A 17,722-nucleotide genomic window follows, 5' to 3' on the forward strand; every position below is an offset into this window, starting at 1 on the left:
CATGAGTAATAAATCGCAATCAACAGCCATAGGCGGTTTTGTACTGGGCGCCATTGTGCTATTGGTAGGGGCAATTTTTCTGTTCGCCAAAAGCCAATTCTCTAAAGATACTGAAAAAATTGTACTGTTCTTTGAGGAGTCTTTGTCAGGATTGGATGTTGGTGCTCCAGTGGTCTTCAATGGGGTAAAAATAGGGCAAGTCTATAATATTGAAGTGTTGGCCGATGTGAGCAATTTGGATATTTATACCCCTGTGTATATTGAAGTCTATCAGGATTCGTTTCGCCAGCTTAACCGGCTTTGGAGTATTGATCGGGCTGAAAATACTCGAAAAATTATTGAAAAAGGTTTGCGAGCAACCTTACAACTACAGAGTTTGGTCACGGGTAAATTGCAAGTTGCTTTAGAGTTCCGGCCGGAAACACCGGTACAAGTCAAAGGTATTATTAAAGGGATGCAAGAATATCCTACCGCACCTAATACCTTTAGTATTTTGACATCGCAGCTCAGTAAATTGCCATTGGAAGATATTGCCAATAACGTCAATAATCTGGTGGTTAATCTTGACCATTTGTTAAGTAAATCGGAGCTGGAAACGGTGATACAAGCGGTGAATGAAACTCTTGCTGAGTATAAAAAGCTTGCTAGTCAGGTTGGTCAAGAAATTAAGCCGGTTTCGAGCGGTGTTAAGGCTACGATGAATGACTATCAACAGTTGGCCCAAAATATTAATAAACGCTTGCCTGCGATGACTGAAAGCTTGCAACAGGCTTTTGAGCGTTTGAATCAGGTATTGCTGGATACGCAAAAATTAATTGTTTCGGTGGAAAATTCGTATGGTGATAAGTCAGAATTACGCTATCAATTGAATATTACCTTGCAGGAAATTAGCAAAGCCGCGCATTCGGTTAAACTGCTCACTGACTATTTAGAACGCCACCCCGAAGCCTTTATCTATGGAAAAGATCAGCCATGAAAATTATTGCTATGACAATCGTTAAAAGCTCATTGCTCATTTTTGCACTTATGCTAACGGCTTGTTCAAGCCTATCGCCGGATACGCCTGAGCCGAACTATTATATTTTGGAGAGCAGTTTATCCAAACAACCCAAGGCGAATACCATTGCTGTAGGCGTGGAATTAAAAATTGCCGATTATCTCGAAAAGCCGCAGATGGCTTTAAGGGGAGAGCAAAACCAGATTATCTATTCGGATTACCACCGCTGGGCATCTTCCCTAAAAGGACTAATTTTAGCTAACCTGCGCGAGGATTTATCGGTGGATTTGGATAGCGATCAGATCTTTGAATACCCTTGGCGGTTAAAGGACAAGGTTCGATATCATCTAAAGGTTGATATTCTCCGCTTGGATGGCCATTTAGGCGACACCGCTTTTTTACAGGCGAGAGTTAAGATCATGTCCACGGAACAAGAGGCTTTATCACGGGTACAAAACTATAATTTAACCCAGTCGGTGACTGGCGAGCAGCATAATGATCTGGTGATTGCTGAGCGAAATTTATTGAAGCAATTGAGTCAAGTTATCGCTACCAGTATTCAGTCTATGCCGTGAAGGGAAGCTGTCGTTACATCGACAGTGAAAACTGCGGTGAAAAGCTGTCGCCATAGCTTGTAAATACCGTTAAAATCCCCATTTCATTATTCTTTAAGGCTTAAGGATATAGTGACTGAAATGCCCTTATCCTAAAGCGAACCTATAAGCAAAAGAGCAAGCCATGAGCGAAACCGTGAAATATACCGACTTTATCCGCAACATCATTGATAAAGATTTAGCGCAGGGCAAAAACGATGGCCGTGTCCATACCCGTTTCCCGCCAGAACCTAACGGTTATCTGCATGTTGGGCATGCTAAGTCGATTTGCCTGAACTTCGGGATAGCTGAAGCTTATCAAGAGCATAAAGCGCTGTGTAATTTACGCTTTGACGATACCAATCCGGAAAAAGAGTCGAAAGAGTTTGCCAAAGCAATTCAAGAAGACGTCAAGTGGCTCGGTTTTGAGTGGAACGGCGAGGTGCGCAATGCTTCGGATTATTTCGAGGATCTCTACGGTTTTGCCAAGCAGCTGATTGAAAAAGGTTTTGCTTACGTGGATGAATCTTCTGCCGAAGCAATGGCCAAAGCGCGTGGGAATTTCCAAACGCCGGGCACCGAAAGTCCTTACCGTAATCGACCGATTGAGGAAAGTTTGCAGCTGTTTGAGAAAATGCGCGCGGGCGAGTTTGCTGACGGACAAATGGTATTGCGCGCCAAAATCGACATGAGTCATCCCAATATGCTGATGCGCGATCCGGTGTTGTATCGAATCAAAAGAATGCATCATATTAAAACGGGGGATAAATGGTGTATTTATCCCATGTACGACTTTACCCACTGCATTTCTGATGCGCTGGAATCCATTACCCACTCGCTTTGTACCTTGGAGTTTGAGGTCAACCGTCCTTTGTATGACTGGGTGCTCGATCATTTAGACATACCAGCACGACCTTATCAGTATGAATTTTCGCGTTTAAATTTAGCTTATACCATTACTTCTAAGCGCAAGCTGACCCAATTGGTTGATGAAAAACTGGTGGATGGGTGGGACGACCCTAGAATGCCAACCATTTCAGGGATGCGCCGTCGCGGTTATACGCCAGCTTCGATCCGCAATTTCTGTAAAGCGGTGGGGATCTCGAAGGTCAATAGCGTGACTGATATGACCTTGCTCGAAGATAATGTGCGGCATGATTTGGATGCTACCGCTGAGCGTCGAATGGCGGTGATGGATCCGATTAAGGTTATCATTACTAATTATCCAGAAGACAAGGAAGAAATGTTGACGGGCAAAAACCATCCAAAAAATGACGAGATGGGAACGCGAGTTTTACCCTTTAGTCGTGAGCTGTATATCGATCGTGCCGATTATCGGGAAGAAGCCAATAAGAAATATAAACGTCTAGTAAAAGGCGGCGAAGTGCGTTTACGTAATGCTTATGTTATTCGTGCGGATGAGGCAATTTACGATGATAAGGGTGAAATTTTAGCGCTACATTGTACTTATGATGCGGATACTTTGGGCAAAAATCCCGAAGGGCGTAAAGTGCGCGGTGTTATTCATTGGGTGTCGGCGAAACACGCCAAGCCAGCCTTGATCCGCCTGTATGATCGTTTGTTTAAGGTGGATAATCCTGGCGCTATGGATAATTTCTTAGAAGCTTTAAACGAAGATTCCTATAGCGAACAAACCGCAATGGTAGAAGCCAGTTTGCTCGAAGCGCAGCCGGAAACGCGTTTTCAATTTGAGCGGGAAGGTTATTTTACCGCTGATCGTTATGATCATTCATCCGATAAGCTAGTGTTTAATCGTACCGTGACTTTACGCAATTCATGGACGGATTAAAGCCACCTTTTGAATTGTGCTTAAAGAGCGCAGACAAGAAAAAAGCCAATCAAACGATTGGCTTTTTAGTAATTTACAAAACAAAAATCTTTTAGGTTTAGAAATCATGACTAGGGATTTCTAAAGCTTTAGTCAGCTATATTTTATAAAAGTTCACACAATACTGAAAAAATCTCGTTATGATAAGAAACTTAATGTTTTCGACATTATCTAATTTTTACCTTTCCCATGCGGAGTCATCATGAAAAAACTGTTTAAATGGATTTTGGGTTTAGTGGCCCTTATCGTTTTAGCGCTAGTCATAACTGGCGGTATAGCTTTCTATTTGTTGGACAGCGATAACTTAAAATCGCGCTTAGTAGCTGCGGTTAAACAACAAACCAGCGCTGATTTGACTATCCAAGAGGATATTTCGCTAAGCTTCTTCCCTTGGCTCAAGGTTAATACTGGCGGTGTTAAGCTTTCCAATCCGCAAGGATTTTCCAATAAAACCAACCTCGCCGAAATTGATAAACTTTCTGCCAGTATCAAATTAATGCCGTTATTTAGTGGGCAAATCGAGGTTGGGGCGATTGAACTGCAAGGCAGTCAATTAAACCTGATCCGAGACCGGAAAGGGCGCTCAAATCTGGATCTAATGCTGACCAATGCGCAGAAATCCGCACCGATTGAGCAAGATGACAAGACGAAAAAAGCAAAAGGTGATGAGCAATCGGCAGTCGATCTTAATAGCCTAAGCATAGAGCAGATCGCATTAAGCCGTTTCGAATTGAATCAATACGATGCGCGTGGAAACTTGACCCAGAATTTCTCACTGGAGAATTTTGCCATTGACCATTTCGCTTTTGACCAATGGACGCCGATCAGTGCTCAAGGCGTTTTTAATAGTGGTAGTGGCAAAACTAAGGCTAACTGGCAATTAGACACTGAGTTAAAAGTGGCGGCAGGCGCTAAGGCTTTCGAGCTTAAGAATTTATCAGCAGCCATGACCAATATGAGCAACAAGCTCGAAGAATTGCGCTTAACAGGTCAATCCAAGCTAACGCTAAATCAAAAGGACACTAAAGTTAGTCACCAAGGGCGTTTAAATCTTGCTGGACAGGATTTTGAGGTGGATCTAAATGCAACTTTTAGCACCTTCAAAGATGTTGCGTTAAGTCTTAAAACCGGTGACTGGGATTTAACGCCTTGGTTAGTCGCTGGTGGTGATTCAGGCGCTGAGGCTAAGCCAAGCAGCCCACTAGATACCAAGCCGATAGCCGACTTTTTAAAGACGGCGAGGTTAAAAGGGCACCTTGAAGTTGCTAATTTGACGATTGATAAGCTCAAGCTTGCTAATGTTTCCGCTGATTTATCCAACAAGGGAGCGACCCTGTGGTTAAAACCCTTTAAAGCATCGGCATTTAAAGGCAGCTTATCCACTAACGCCAGCGTGAATTTTGCCAGCAAACCATTGGCCTTATCCTTACAGCCAGCGATGGAGAAGATCGAGATTGGCGATATGATTAGCCAGTTATTTGAGATCAACCGTTTGTCAGGGCTAGGCAGCTTAAATCTGAATATGAACACTAAGGGTTTAGAGCTAAAACAAATGCTGGCGAACCTTAACGGTACTGGCTCGGTTAATCTATCCGATGGTGCTTTACTGGGTTTGGATTTGAATAAGTTGATCCAGTCCGGGATCAGTTTGGATCTATTAAAAGGCGCTAAAGCTTACGATGGCAAAACCAGCTTCGCTAGCTTAAACAGTGACATTAAGGCCAATCAAGGCGTGATTGATCTAAACAATCTGGCGCTGACAACCCAGCTATTTGATTTAACTGGCAAAGCGTCCACCAATGCTAACACCGAGTCTATTTCGGGTAATTTTAGCTTGCAGCTCAAAGGCAGTCTCAAGCAGTTACTTGAGCAAAAATACCCTCAATTAGCGGGCTCTGATTTACCCTTGGAGTTGAAGGGTAGCTGGACTGAGCCGCGTCCGAGTATTGACTTTGAGTCCTTGCTTAAGGCTAAATATAAGTCGCAAGTGGATGATAAGATTGAAAAAGAAAAGGACAAGCTTGAAGATAAACTCAAAGACAAGCTAAAAGATAAACTCAAATTGAAATTTGATTAAACCCTTTTTAGATCAGCAGCATCTTATAAGAAACCAATTTAAAACGATACTGGATTGATTATGAACAAGATACAACGATTAGGTCTGGGCTTGATTACGGCTAGCGTCTCGACTTTGATGCTGACGGAGGTCGCGTTAGCGGATGTGGATGAAAATTTTTCTAAACGCTATCCCTTTGATAATAAAGGAGTTATTAGCGTCGAGAATATTAATGGTAAGATTGAAATCGAAGGTTGGGATGAGGATGAAATTTTGCTGGAATACACCATTACGGCAGACGATAAGGATGGCTTAGAGCGGATTAACGTTGATGTGGATGTTTCAGATTCGCGTTTTTCGGTGGATGTGGATTTTAGCAGCCAGAAAAAAGGCTGGTTTAGCTGGGGCGGCTCAAGCTCAGGTGAAGTGGAGTTCCGTTTAAAGGTGCCAAGCCAAGCTTTCTTGAAAGGCATTGATTCCGTCAATGGCAACATCAACATCGAAAAGGTGTTGGGTGAAATTAAAGCCGAAACGGTCAATGGACGGATTGTGATTGAAAATGCAGGCAGTGACGTATCCACTGATACGGTCAACGGCAATATTAAAATTGTGATGGATCGTTTTAGTGGCAGTCAGCGGATCAAAGGTGAAAGTGTTAATGGTGATATTGTGGTCTATCTGCCAGCCAATGGTGGCTTCCGTTTAAATGCTGAGACCTTAAATGGCGATTTGGCTAATGATTTTGGGATTGAAGTGGATGAGGGTGAATACGTTGGTGCTGAAATGAGTGGGCGTTACAAAGACGGAGACGGTCGCTTAAGTTTCGATACGGTTAATGGTGATATCGAAGTTAAGCAACGTTAAGCAGATAGCGCTACTGTTCAATACGAATAAAAAAGGCTTCCAGTTGGAAGCCTTTTTTTGTGTTGCTCTTTATTCATCTAAGTAAGTGCGTAATTTTTCTGAGCGGCTGGGGTGGCGCAGTTTACGCAAGGCTTTAGCTTCGATTTGACGAATACGCTCACGCGTTACGTCGAACTGTTTGCCCACTTCTTCTAGCGTATGATCAGTATTCATATCAATACCAAAGCGCATTCTTAAAACCTTGGCTTCGCGCGCGGTTAGACCAGCTAAAATTTCGTCAGTTACTTCTTTTAAGCTTTCACCGGTAGCCGCATCCACTGGCGAATCAATGGTAGTGTCTTCGATAAAATCGCCTAAATGTGAATCTTCATCATCACCAATTGGCGTTTCCATCGAAATTGGCTCTTTGGCGATTTTCAATACTTTGCGGATCTTATCTTCCGGCATTTCCATACGCTCTGCCAATTCTTCAGGCTGTGCTTCGCGGCCCATTTCTTGCAACATTTGGCGCGAGATACGATTGAGTTTGTTAATGGTTTCGATCATGTGCACTGGAATACGGATAGTTCTGGCTTGATCCGCAATGGAGCGCGTGATGGCCTGACGGATCCACCAGGTAGCGTAAGTCGAGAATTTGTAACCGCGGCGGTATTCAAACTTATCCACCGCCTTCATCAAGCCGATATTACCTTCTTGGATCAAATCCAAGAACTGTAAACCACGGTTGGTGTATTTTTTGGCAATTGAGATCACCAAACGCAAGTTAGCTTCCACCATTTCTTTCTTGGCGCGGCGAGCTTTGGCTTCACCAATCGACATTTCGCGGTTAGCTTCTTTGATCTCCATCACCGAGAGGCGGCAGCTTTCTTCAATAAATTGTAATTTACGCTGAGCCTTGATGATATCTTCTTCGTATTCAGCAAGCGCTTCGCTGTACTTAGCTTTTTTCTTGATATGGCTAGTAACCCACTCAGGATTGGTTTCAGCACCCGAAAAGCTAGTAATAAAGGTTTTGCGAGGCATTCTAGAGCGGTTAACCGCCATTCTCATGATGGCTCTTTCTTGCTCACGAATACCTTCCATCTTCAAACGTAAGCTGATCACCAAGCGATCAAACATGATCGGCGCTAAACGAATTTGCAAGAACTGCTCTTTCATCGCATCCAATTGTTTGATGGCAGATTTGTGAGTGCGGCCATACTTCTCAACCGCTTTAACGGTTTTGTTGTATTGCTTTTTCAGTTCCTTGAAGCGCTCAGCGGCTTCTTCAGGATCAGGGCCAGTATCGACTTCGGCCTCTTCCTCTTCATCATCGTCGTCGTCATCGTCCGAGTTCTCTGCTTCGGCTAATTTGGCCGCTTCAGACTCTTCTTGTACAAATTCTTCTTCTTCGCCATCAGTAAAGCCGGTCAAAATATCGGTCAGGCGAGCTTCTTCATTCTCGTAATATTCGAATTCTTGCAGTAATAAGCGAATGGTGTCCGGATAGTTACCAATCGCCGATAATACTTGCTTCAGACCTTCTTCAATACGTTTGGCGATATCGATCTCACCTTCACGAGTGAGCAGCTCAACCGTACCCATTTCGCGCATGTACATGCGCACAGGGTCGGTAGTGCGGCCAAATTCGCTATCAACGCTAGCTAAGGCCGCTGCCGCTTCTTCAGCAGCTTCTTCGTCGGTCACGGAATCATCATTAAGCACTAGCTCATCGGCATCAGGCGTGGACTCAAAAACTTGAATCCCCATGTCATTGATCATGCGAATAATGTCTTCAATTTGTTCCGGATCAACAATGTCTGGAGGTAAGTGATCGTTCACTTCCGCATAGGTCAAATAACCCTGCTCTTTGCCTCGAGCTATCAGTAATTTTAGCTGTGATTGTTGCGATTGAATTGAGTTGTCGGACATTAAAGTACCTGTACCTTAGTTTCAGTTATGATGATGTTTTCCTGCCCAAAATAAACTGGCGCAAACCCCTAATTATACAGACCTGGCGGGGCTTTCAGCAAGGATTAGTTGTTACTTTGGGCTCAATTATTCTGCCGCTTAGAAAGCAATAAAAGTTGTTGAAACTCGGCTTTTTCGGCAGCGGACAAACCCTCTTGGCTGGATTTTTGCTGCAAATGATCTAACCTTTGAGTTCGAGCTTCTTGTAACAATGCCTTAAAGCAATCCGCGATTTCTTGCGCTTCATTGCCACGAATACGCTCTTCGCGCTCCGTTATGGCAAGCTCCGCTAGGCGCTGATAAAGCTTATCGTCACGCCAAAATTCCAGTAGGGCGCCACTGCTTAAGGTGGGGTTTTTGTGAATGATTTCAAGCAGTCGATGGAGAATCTTTGGGCCGGCTTGCTCAAGACTCAACAACCAATCAAACTGCTCAACAGCGAGCCCTAATTTAGGGCTTTGCAATAACAAAGTTATCGCTAACTGTATGCTTTTATTGATTTTTTTTCGACCACTTGCCGTTTTTTGATGTGGGTTAGTAGCATTTTGCGATTGATTCGCAGCGCTTTTGTTGGTCGTTGTAGCGACCTGCTGCGGCGAGCCGAGTAGGCTTTCCAGCTTATCGCTATCCAGACCGCTGGTTTGTGCCAAAGCTTGGGAAAACAATTCCAAATAAATCGGATCGGTGATTTTTTCTAAATAGGGTTTGGCCAGATGCACCAATTGACCACGTCCTGAAACCGACTCCAGATCCACTTGGTCGCTTAAAAACTTGAGTAAAAAGTCGAAAATCGGCTGGGCAGCCTGAACCAATTGGTTAAATTGCTCTTGACCTACCTTGCGCACCATAGAATCCGGATCTTCACCATCAGGTAGGAACATCAACTTAATCTCACGACCTTCGCGTAATTGCGGCAAGCCATGCTCTAAGGCTTTCAGGGCGGCAGCACGACCAGCTTTGTCGCCATCGAAGCATAGGACTAGCTCGCGACTGGTGCGAAATAATTGCTGCAAGTGACTCGCGGTGGTGGCGGTGCCGAGGGTCGCCACCGCATTGGTAATCCCAAATTGAGCCAAAGCCACTACATCCATATAGCCTTCGACGATTAAAATTCGCGATAAATTTCGGTTGGCTTGACGCGCTTGATAAAGACCATAAAGCTCATTGGATTTATGAAAAATAGGCGTTTCAGGCGAGTTTAAATACTTCGGTTCACCATCACCCATAACGCGGCCACCAAAAGCAATCACTCGCCCACGTTTGTCTTTAATTGGAAACATGATCCGATCGCGAAACCGATCGTACACTCGCGAGCTGTCGCCTTCTTTTTGGATCAACATACCACAGTCGATTAATTGCTGTTTAAGCTTAGGGTTGTTACTAAAGTTGCCAAATAGTTTTTCTAATGAGTCCCAAGCGTCAGGCACATAACCCAAGCCAAATTGTTTTGCGATTTCACCACTTAACCCCCTGTTTTTTAAGTAGTTTACCGCCTTTTGGCCATTGCTTGTTCGCAGCTGTTGCTGATAGAAGTTAGCGGTTTTAGCCATTAAATCATACAATGAATTATCGATCTTAGGACGATTGTCATGGCCTTCTTCGCGCGGCACTTCAAGACCTAAACTGGATGCCAGTTCTTCTACTGCATCGGGAAACTCTAAGCGGTCATACTCCATTAAAAAACTAATCGCATTGCCATTCATGCCGCAACCGAAACAATGATAAAACTGTTTGGTCTGGCTAACGTTAAATGAAGGTGTTTTTTCGCCATGAAAAGGACAGCAGGCTTTGTAATTAGCGCCAGCTTTTTTTAGTGGCACGCGCGAGTCGATCAGATCGACAATATCAATCCGGTTGAGCAAATCTTGAATAAAGTGTTGAGGGATTAAGCCCATTAAAATTTATCTGGAAGTATGCGCGAACAACTTAAGTTGTGGCTATCATAGCAGAGACGGCTCATAGAGAGCTATTAGAAAAATACCAAATAAATAAGGTGAACGCTGTAGAGATTGGTGTTGATCTTAAGACAGACGTGCTTTGATTTTACCACTTACAGGGCCCATATCGGCACGGCCTTGCAGTTGCGGTTTAAGCATACCCATTACCTTGCCCATATCGCGGATTGATTCAGCGCCCGATTGGGCAATGGCATCGTCAATCAGTTTATCGATTTCGGCATCGGTTAAGGGTTGGGGGAGAAACTCTTGTAGGACCGCTATTTCTGCATGTTCCACATCCGCCAGCTCTTGGCGACCTGCTTCTTCATACATTTTTATCGATTCGCGACGCTGTTTAACCATTTTATCCAAAATGGCCAGAATCGCCGTATCATCCAATTCAATGCGTTTATCAACTTCCACCTGCTTAATTGCAGACAAAGCCAAACGAACGGTGGTCAAACGCGCTTTCTGTTTAGCACGCATGGCCTCTTTCATGGCATTGTTGATAGTCGCTTTTAGATCCGACACGGCAATTCCTGCTAGCTTAAGCTATTGAAAAATAAGCTATTAGTACAAGCGAATGCGACGAGCGTTTTCGCGAGACACTTTTTTCGCAGCACGCTTAACCGCAGCAGCTTTTTCACGCTTACGAACAGATGTTGGCTTCTCGTAGTATTCACGCTTACGAACTTCCGCCAAAATACCTGCTTTTTCACATGAACGCTTGAAGCGACGCAATGCAACGTCAAATGGCTCGTTGTCTTTTACTCTTACGCTTGGCATTAAAAATCACCTAACCTTTAAATGTTTAAAATAAATACGTTTTTGATAATAAAATCAAACAGTTACTCTTGATGTATACTAGAGGCAAGCCATACTAAACCCGCTCCTAATACCAAGAGGGCGCAAATTTTAGCCATTTTTCGATCAAAAAGCAAAGGATCAATGGATAAAAGCCTATGAAATTCCTATTAATTTCATAAATGGCTAAATACTCGCTAAATATGGCTTTCTCTATTAAAATCCTCACATCGTCATTCCCGCGTAGGCGGGAATCCTGTTAACTTCAGTGGTAAGCTTTTTAGATTCCCGTTTGCACGGGCGACCGTAGGAAGTGCCTGCGGTAAATGACGGAATGAATAATGAAAATCCTTGGTATTGAAACTTCTTGTGATGAAACTGGCATCGCTATTTATGATAGCGAGCAGGGGATTATTGCCGATGCGCTCTATTCGCAAGTGGAGCTGCACGAAGAGTATGGCGGGGTAGTGCCTGAATTGGCGTCACGCGATCATGTGCGCAAGGCTATCCCATTGATCAAGCAGGTGTTAGCAGAAGCCAATTGTAGCAAAGATGATATTGATGCTATCGCCTACACCAAAGGGCCAGGATTAATTGGCGCCTTATTTGTTGGCGTCGGAGTAGGGCGAAGTCTTGCTTATGCTTGGGATATTCCAGCGATAGGCGTTCATCATATGGAGGGCCATTTATTAGCGCCTTTATTAGAAGACGACAAGCCAGAATACCCCTTTGTGGCATTGCTAGTTTCTGGCGGCCATACCTTATTAGTCGATGTGCAAGCGTTAGGTGAATACAAAATTTTAGGCGAATCGATTGATGACGCGGCAGGTGAAGCTTTTGATAAAACCGCTAAAATTATGGGCTTGGGCTATCCGGGAGGTCCCGCGATTGCCAAGTTAGCTTTGAATGGCAGAGCAGGGATTTATAAATTACCAAGACCTATGACCGATATACCGGGTTTAGATTTTAGTTTTTCAGGCTTAAAAACTGCGGTGGCTAATCTTTATATGAAATCGGATAAATCGGAACAGGCGCTCGCCGATATCGCTTATGCTTTTCAAGAAGCGGTAGTCGATACCATCTTTATCAAGTGCCGACGTGCGATTGAACAAGTGAGCGTTCAATCGTCATTGCGAGAAGGCGAAGTCGACGCGGCAATCTCGAAAAACAAACCTGCCCTAGTGGTCGCAGGTGGCGTTTCTGCCAATGTGTCTTTACGTCAAAAGCTTTCAGAATTACTCGAATCAAAAGGTGGCAAAGCCTATTACCCGAGACCAAAATTCTGCACTGACAATGGCGCCATGATCGCCTACGCAGGTTACGCTCGCTATCAAGCGGCACAAAATGGTAACGGTGAATTTGAAGAGCCAGCTATCAGAGCGAAACCTAGATGGCCGATTGAAGAGCTGTAGTAAGGGAGTAAAAGTTGAATTTAGAGTTTGCAATAGATCTAAAATACTTGTGGTTACTAATAGATATTTTTTTTGTGATTTTATTTTTTAAGCAAAAGAACTATATATTTTTAAATGTTGCAGTAGCTTCTCTAATTGACACTATTTTAGCCTCAATGATTTTTTTACCCCTGTATAACCATCATGATGCTATCTATCTTTGGTATACCGCCTGGATGTGGACAGGAGTATTTTTTACACTCCAAATAGTGCTATTTAGTGTTTACTGGTTAGGAATTACTAAGCGGTTGATTATTTATTTGGTAGTTATTACTTTAATTGGTCTTTTAGGTTGGTTACGTTTTATAGAAAGGCATTATTTTGATACGGAGTTTGTAATGCTGTTTTATCAGAATACTTATTTATGGAGTATCGTCTGTATCGCGATTTTAACTTTAGAAGCATTTAATCCAGAAAAAAAGATCTTCTATCCGTATAAAAAAATTAGTACTTAAAAGTCCAACTATTTGACTACTCTTCAAGTATCAAAGCCACTAGGTCGATTTGGTACTTTCTTCCTATAGCCGAGGTCTTTAACTGCCATCGCTGGAGTTGTCTTGTGTATTCTTTCATATTCTTATTTTTTATAGCTTCAATGTCTTTAAGCTCTGACTTGAGTTGTTTAAGCGTTGAGTTAGGGACATTGTTAGCTTGTGTAAAAGGAGCTTCTTCTAAACGCTTTGCTCTTAAGTAAATTTTTAATACGGCAATAAAACATCCACATATTATTAGGAAACCTGTACTTATTGCCAGGGTATAAAATGTTAGTTTGTCCATGTATTTAATTAGTAGATGTATCGTTCAAACTAAATTTTAATATTAAATATCCAGTAATCCCAGAAATAATTGATCCTGCAATAATTCCTAAACGTTCATCGAACAATAAATTAACGCCAGTTTCTTCGAAGGCCAAAGAGCCAATAAATAAACTCATGGTAAAGCCAACTCCGCAAAGTGCAGAGGTTCCTAAAAGGTGGGGCAGCCGCATGGACTTGGGTAATTCAACTAGCTTTAGCCGAATGGCTAGCCAGCAAAGACCAAAAATACCAATAATTTTACCGACAAATAAGCCTAAGGTGATTCCAACGGGAACTGGATGAGTTAGTTGTTCGAAGCTAATTCCAGTCAAGTTGAGGCCGGCATTGGCAAAGGCAAAGACGGGTAAAATAAAGAAAGCGACCACTTGATGTAAATCGTGTTCCATCGTTTTTAACGGGGATATGTCCGGTTCACTTTTGGAGCGCATCGGAATAAATAGCGCGATAATTACTCCCGCTAAAGTAGCGTGGACGCCTGATTTTAGAGTGGCGACCCACATTAAAACCCCGATCAAAACATAAGGACTTTTGTGGGTTACGTTCGCTCTATTAAGTAGCCATAGGAAAGGAATGCAGGCGGCGGCAAATAATAAAGCACTAACGGAAACTTTAGACGTATAAAAGAGCGCTATGATGACTATGGCACCAATGTCATCAAAGATGGCGAGTGAGGTTAAAAATACTTTCAGTGCTACCGGAACTCTAGAGCCCAGTAAGGATAAGATGCCTAGGGCAAAAGCAATATCGGTTGCCGCAGGAATTGCCCAGCCTTGAGCGGCTACGGGATCATCGCCATTAAAGTATAAATACACCATTGCTGGAACTAACATGCCGCCAACGGCGCCAATAGCCGGCAACAAAATTTTTCGCGTATCTGAAAGCTCTCCTTCAAGAATTTCACGTTTCAGCTCGAGCCCAACCATCAAAAAGAAAACGGCCATTAATCCATCGTTAATCCACAACAGTAAAGGTTTGGCAATTTCTAGCGCACCAATACGAATTTCAACGGGCGTTGTTAACAATAGTTCGTAGAAACGGTTAAGAGGAGAGTTAGCAATTATGATCGCTAAGGCCGCTGAAAAGATTAAAACAATCCCACCAGCAGACTCTAACCTTAAAAATTTATTAATAAAATTACTCTTTATAGAATCCATTGGTTTTGAGTGACTATCAATTTTAGTTGCTTAATATTAAATAACTATAAGTGAAAAAAAGGTCAATTAAAACGGTAACTTATAAGAAGGTTTGAAAATTAGCGCAAGAATTGAAGAAAGTCGCAATAAATATTCTTCCGTACTCAAAACAAGGATAGAGGCTATGTCGCTCTAACCGCTTTTGGCTTAAGAAGTTGCGCTATCAAGACTCCGAGTAGCGATGCAAACATTAGAATGGCTAAGTTAAAAGGAGTGCCATCGCTAAGTGCGCTGAGGATGACGCCTGCAAAAGCGCCGCTTCCGAAGCGAAGCGTGCCTATTACTGCGGTAGCGGTTCCTGTTTGTTGTGGGAATTGGGTGAGTATTTGGCTGTCTGAGTTAACCGTAACTAAAGATAGCCCCGCGATAATCGGGAATAGCACTGCGACGGTATAATATAGCGTTAAATCGAGTTTGCTGATAAGTACAAAAAGACCAGCGCTAACCACGCCAAGCACTAAGCCAATAGTGAGCATGGTTTGCGAACCGAGTCTGACCACAAAGCGGCTATTGATGATATTGGCCAGTAGTAAAGCCAAAACGTTGATGCCGAATAAAATACTAAAATGACTTTCGCTGACTTTAAAGAACTCGATATAGACAAAGGCGATAGCAGTTATGTAGCAAAAAAAGGCGAAGGAACCTAACATAGAGCTAACAATGTTCATCACAGAGCGAAGATCGCTAAACACGAGTTTGTAATTGGCAAAAAACTCGCCAAACCAATTGCGATCGCTTTTTTCCGGCATACAACTGGGCAGCTTCCAGCTGACTAAAATTAAAATTAATAAAGCATAGGCAGCTAGAGTGAGGAAAATGGTTTGCCATCTGGAAATCTCTAAAATTAGACTACCAATTGCTGGGGCGATCAGTGGCGCCACCATCATAATCATGCTGACGTAAGACAAGCCTTTAGAGGTATGTTCGCCATACAGATCTCGAATAATTCCTGCTACCACCACGGTAGCGCCGCTGCCTAGAACCGCTTGGGTAAAGCGTAAACCAAGAAAAACGTCAGCTTGTTCGGTGAAGGCGAGTAACACAGAGCAGATGATAAAACCAATAAGGCCCGTAATGGAAACCTTGCGCCGGCCAAGCCGATCAGCTAAAGGGCCAAAAATAAGCATCCCTAACGCATAACCCGCCAAATAAAGGCTCAAAGAGACCTGAATGGCGCTATTGGTGGTTTGTAAGTCTTTGGCGATAACTGGCATAGCCGGCAAATACATATCGATTGCCAGTGGCGTAATAGCTACCATCGAAGCCAGCAACGGTAATAGTCGCAATGGATGCTTGCGAAAATCAGTTTTGGATCTTGTCATGACTTGAGCACTCTATCTTGCTTATAGTGTTCAGTCTTAGCATACTCAAAGCTATCTGTTATTAGCTGGACCATATCTACATTATACTTTTTGCTGATGTTGCTAGCCTTTAACTGCCAGCGTTGCATTTGTCTCGTGTATTCTTTTCCGTTTTTGTATTTTATGGTTTGAATATCTTTATAGTCTGTTGCTAGCTCTTTATATAGATACTTAGGGATCTTATCACTTAGGTGCAGAGTGTTGTTGTGTTTATTAGATACAACATTGAGTTGGTAGTATTTATATAAAATAAAGCTGAAGGTTATAACTGATAAGAGTAAACCAAAAAGCACTATAACAGTATAGAAAGTAAGTAAACTCATCAGTAAATATCCCGCGAGTTGTTCAAAGAACCGCTAAAGGCTTCGCTGGTCAAAATAGCCGCGATCAAAATAACAGTAGTCACATCCCAATAAGGAAAAATAGATTTGACAACAGTACTATCGGTATAATGACGCTCAAAAAAGCGCAAGCCATAAAAAAGACTGTTTGAAAAGATAAGCATACTTAAAAAAACAACTGATAAGCTTATACGGTTATATTTGTATATGCTAAAACTGATAAAAAATAGAAAAGGTAAGTTATAGCCTATCCAAAAAGGATACCAATGATATTGAGCGAAAGGATGTTCAAGTAGCGGGAAAAAATAGAATCTAGAGAGTCCGTGAGATAAAAATAAAATAAGCGTTAAATGAAAATAAAACCCTCTATTTTGAATTTTAAATATAATTGTGAATGCTAGGTACAATAAGACATGTATTGTACCTAATGTGAAGCCTACGGTAATGTTCATTTATTTTTATCCGTTATTTTTCGTTCTGTTCCACGCCATAAATTCTTGATATTTTGTCGATGCCGCCATATCAGAATTAGCGACATGGCGAATAGCGGGAAAAAGTATTTTTTGTCGATATAAAAACCAAAAGCGGAAACTGCAACACTGGTCATAATCGAAGCAAGCGATGAGTAGCGGGTAAAAAACGCGGTGAGTAGCCAAGTGGCTAATCCGTAGAATAATAAAGCTGGAGATAGAGCTACTAGCACACCGAAGTAGGTGGCCATCCCTTTACCGCCTTTAAAATTAAAGTAAAGCGGATATAGATGTCCGATGAATGCCATAAAACCCACCCAACCAAGGTTACGGTTATGCAACGCTAAGGCGTAGCCAATCAAAATAGGAATAACCGCCTTGAGAATGTCACCTATTAGGGTAAAAATCGCCGCTTTTTTGCCGCCAAGGCGTAAAACGTTGGTTGCACCGGGGTTGTGCGAACCAAAATCCCGCGGATCGGGTAAATTCATGATACGGCAGACAATCACTGCACTGGAAATAGAGCCAGTCAGATAGGCTAATATCAGCAAGGCGATGGTTTCGATTGTCACGGCATTATTTTTAGGATTATTTAGACTCCTTTATAACAAATCTAGCCAGATTTGCTATCCTATGGCTCAAGAAATTAGCAATAACTATTCAAAAAACGTGTGAGAAAAAGGTGGATATAACTTTTATAGAAGATTTAAAAGTCGATACGGTCATTGGGATTTATGATTGGGAGCGGCAAATTCGGCAAACTATCAGTATCGATCTAGAAATGGGGTGCGATATTAGTCAAGCGGCCAGCGAAGATACCATCGATCATTGTTTGGATTATAAGTCAGTCGCCAAGCGCATTATCGGCTTTGTCGAGGCGGCTGAATACCAAACGGTAGAAACTTTGGCTGAAAAAATAGCCGCCATTGTGCGCGAGGAATTTAATGTACCTTGGTTACGGCTCAGATTGAGTAAACCTGGCGCGGTGCGTGGCTCGAAAAACGTCGGCGTTTTGATTGAACGGGGCTCGAAATAGTC

The 17,722-nt window shown here is 42.7% G+C and carries 18 protein-coding genes; 8 read left to right on the forward strand and 10 right to left on the reverse strand.

The features are described from left to right. Window position 1: 1 nt before the first annotated feature. The 5 genes from NFS34_RS06065 (at window position 2) to NFS34_RS06085 (ending at window position 6,359) form a co-directional block, all read left to right on the forward strand. On the forward strand, window positions 2-976 hold the full coding sequence (locus NFS34_RS06065) for an MlaD family protein (protein WP_251359045.1): 975 nt from the start codon (window positions 2-4) through the stop codon (window positions 974-976). Next, window positions 973-1,572 (forward strand): membrane integrity-associated transporter subunit PqiC, encoded by a 600-nt coding sequence (locus NFS34_RS06070; protein WP_251359046.1) that lies wholly within the window; start codon window positions 973-975, stop codon window positions 1,570-1,572. The genes NFS34_RS06065 and NFS34_RS06070 overlap by 4 nt, the downstream gene beginning before the upstream one ends. A gap of 163 nt (window positions 1,573-1,735) precedes the next feature. After that, the gene (locus NFS34_RS06075; protein ID WP_251359047.1) at window positions 1,736-3,400 is read left to right on the forward strand and encodes a glutamine--tRNA ligase/YqeY domain fusion protein; all 1,665 of its coding nucleotides are present in this window, start codon (window positions 1,736-1,738) and stop codon (window positions 3,398-3,400) included. Window positions 3,401-3,641: 241 nt separating this feature from the next. Next, a complete protein-coding gene (locus tag NFS34_RS06080; RefSeq protein WP_251359048.1) occupies window positions 3,642-5,516 on the forward strand; it encodes an AsmA family protein in 1,875 nt (624 codons plus the stop codon). Window positions 5,517-5,576: 60 nt separating this feature from the next. Next, the gene (locus NFS34_RS06085) at window positions 5,577-6,359 is read left to right on the forward strand and encodes a DUF4097 family beta strand repeat-containing protein (protein ID WP_251359049.1); all 783 of its coding nucleotides are present in this window, start codon (window positions 5,577-5,579) and stop codon (window positions 6,357-6,359) included. A gap of 69 nt (window positions 6,360-6,428) precedes the next feature. Here NFS34_RS06085 and rpoD read toward each other — a convergent pair whose 3' ends face one another. The 4 genes from rpoD to rpsU form a co-directional block, all read right to left on the reverse strand. Then, window positions 6,429-8,270, reverse strand: a complete 1,842-nt coding sequence (rpoD, locus tag NFS34_RS06090) for an RNA polymerase sigma factor RpoD (RefSeq protein ID WP_251359050.1) — start codon at window positions 8,268-8,270, stop codon at window positions 6,429-6,431. A 122-nt stretch (window positions 8,271-8,392) separates the two neighbouring features. Then, window positions 8,393-10,204, reverse strand: coding sequence for a DNA primase (gene dnaG, locus NFS34_RS06095; RefSeq protein ID WP_251359051.1), 1,812 nt, complete (start codon window positions 10,202-10,204; stop codon window positions 8,393-8,395). A 126-nt stretch (window positions 10,205-10,330) separates the two neighbouring features. Further along, window positions 10,331-10,777 carry a GatB/YqeY domain-containing protein gene (locus NFS34_RS06100; protein ID WP_285834450.1) on the reverse strand — a complete coding sequence of 149 codons (447 nt, stop codon included), beginning with the start codon at window positions 10,775-10,777 and terminating at the stop codon, window positions 10,331-10,333. A gap of 39 nt (window positions 10,778-10,816) precedes the next feature. Continuing rightward, window positions 10,817-11,032, reverse strand: coding sequence for a 30S ribosomal protein S21 (gene rpsU, locus NFS34_RS06105; protein WP_015781188.1), 216 nt, complete (start codon window positions 11,030-11,032; stop codon window positions 10,817-10,819). A 359-nt stretch (window positions 11,033-11,391) separates the two neighbouring features. Between rpsU and tsaD the strand changes: the two genes are divergently transcribed. Both tsaD and NFS34_RS06115 read left to right on the forward strand, forming a co-directional pair. Next, complete coding sequence (tsaD, locus tag NFS34_RS06110; protein ID WP_251359052.1) at window positions 11,392-12,462, forward strand: tRNA (adenosine(37)-N6)-threonylcarbamoyltransferase complex transferase subunit TsaD; 1,071 nt, start codon at window positions 11,392-11,394, stop codon at window positions 12,460-12,462. 14 nt (window positions 12,463-12,476) lie between these two features. Continuing rightward, window positions 12,477-12,956, forward strand: a complete 480-nt coding sequence (locus NFS34_RS06115) for a hypothetical protein (RefSeq protein ID WP_251359053.1) — start codon at window positions 12,477-12,479, stop codon at window positions 12,954-12,956. 16 nt (window positions 12,957-12,972) lie between these two features. Here NFS34_RS06115 and NFS34_RS06120 read toward each other — a convergent pair whose 3' ends face one another. From NFS34_RS06120 to plsY, 6 genes are all read right to left on the reverse strand, one after another. Continuing rightward, window positions 12,973-13,278: a hypothetical protein gene (locus NFS34_RS06120; RefSeq protein ID WP_251359054.1), complete on the reverse strand. Its 306-nt coding sequence runs from the start codon at window positions 13,276-13,278 to the stop codon at window positions 12,973-12,975. Window positions 13,279-13,282: 4 nt separating this feature from the next. Next, complete coding sequence (gene nhaA / locus NFS34_RS06125) at window positions 13,283-14,473, reverse strand: Na+/H+ antiporter NhaA (RefSeq protein WP_251359055.1); 1,191 nt, start codon at window positions 14,471-14,473, stop codon at window positions 13,283-13,285. A 161-nt stretch (window positions 14,474-14,634) separates the two neighbouring features. Beyond that, window positions 14,635-15,834, reverse strand: coding sequence for a multidrug effflux MFS transporter (locus tag NFS34_RS06130; protein WP_251359056.1), 1,200 nt, complete (start codon window positions 15,832-15,834; stop codon window positions 14,635-14,637). Then, entirely contained in the window at window positions 15,831-16,196 is a 366-nt protein-coding gene (locus tag NFS34_RS06135) for a hypothetical protein (protein ID WP_251359057.1), read from the reverse strand. Before NFS34_RS06135 ends, NFS34_RS06130 begins: the two co-directional genes overlap by 4 nt. Then, on the reverse strand, window positions 16,196-16,666 hold the full coding sequence (locus NFS34_RS06140) for a hypothetical protein (protein ID WP_251359058.1): 471 nt from the start codon (window positions 16,664-16,666) through the stop codon (window positions 16,196-16,198). Before NFS34_RS06140 ends, NFS34_RS06135 begins: the two co-directional genes overlap by 1 nt. Then, window positions 16,663-17,256: a glycerol-3-phosphate 1-O-acyltransferase PlsY gene (gene plsY / locus NFS34_RS06145; RefSeq protein WP_251359059.1), complete on the reverse strand. Its 594-nt coding sequence runs from the start codon at window positions 17,254-17,256 to the stop codon at window positions 16,663-16,665. Before plsY ends, NFS34_RS06140 begins: the two co-directional genes overlap by 4 nt. A 110-nt stretch (window positions 17,257-17,366) precedes the next feature. On the opposite strand from plsY, the gene folB reads away from it, so the two are divergent. Continuing rightward, window positions 17,367-17,720 carry a dihydroneopterin aldolase gene (gene folB / locus NFS34_RS06150; RefSeq protein WP_251359060.1) on the forward strand — a complete coding sequence of 118 codons (354 nt, stop codon included), beginning with the start codon at window positions 17,367-17,369 and terminating at the stop codon, window positions 17,718-17,720. The last annotated feature ends 2 nt before the right edge of the window (window positions 17,721-17,722 follow it).

It is taken from the genome of Kangiella sp. TOML190 (assembly GCF_023706045.1).
Classification (GTDB): domain Bacteria; phylum Pseudomonadota; class Gammaproteobacteria; order Enterobacterales; family Kangiellaceae; genus Kangiella.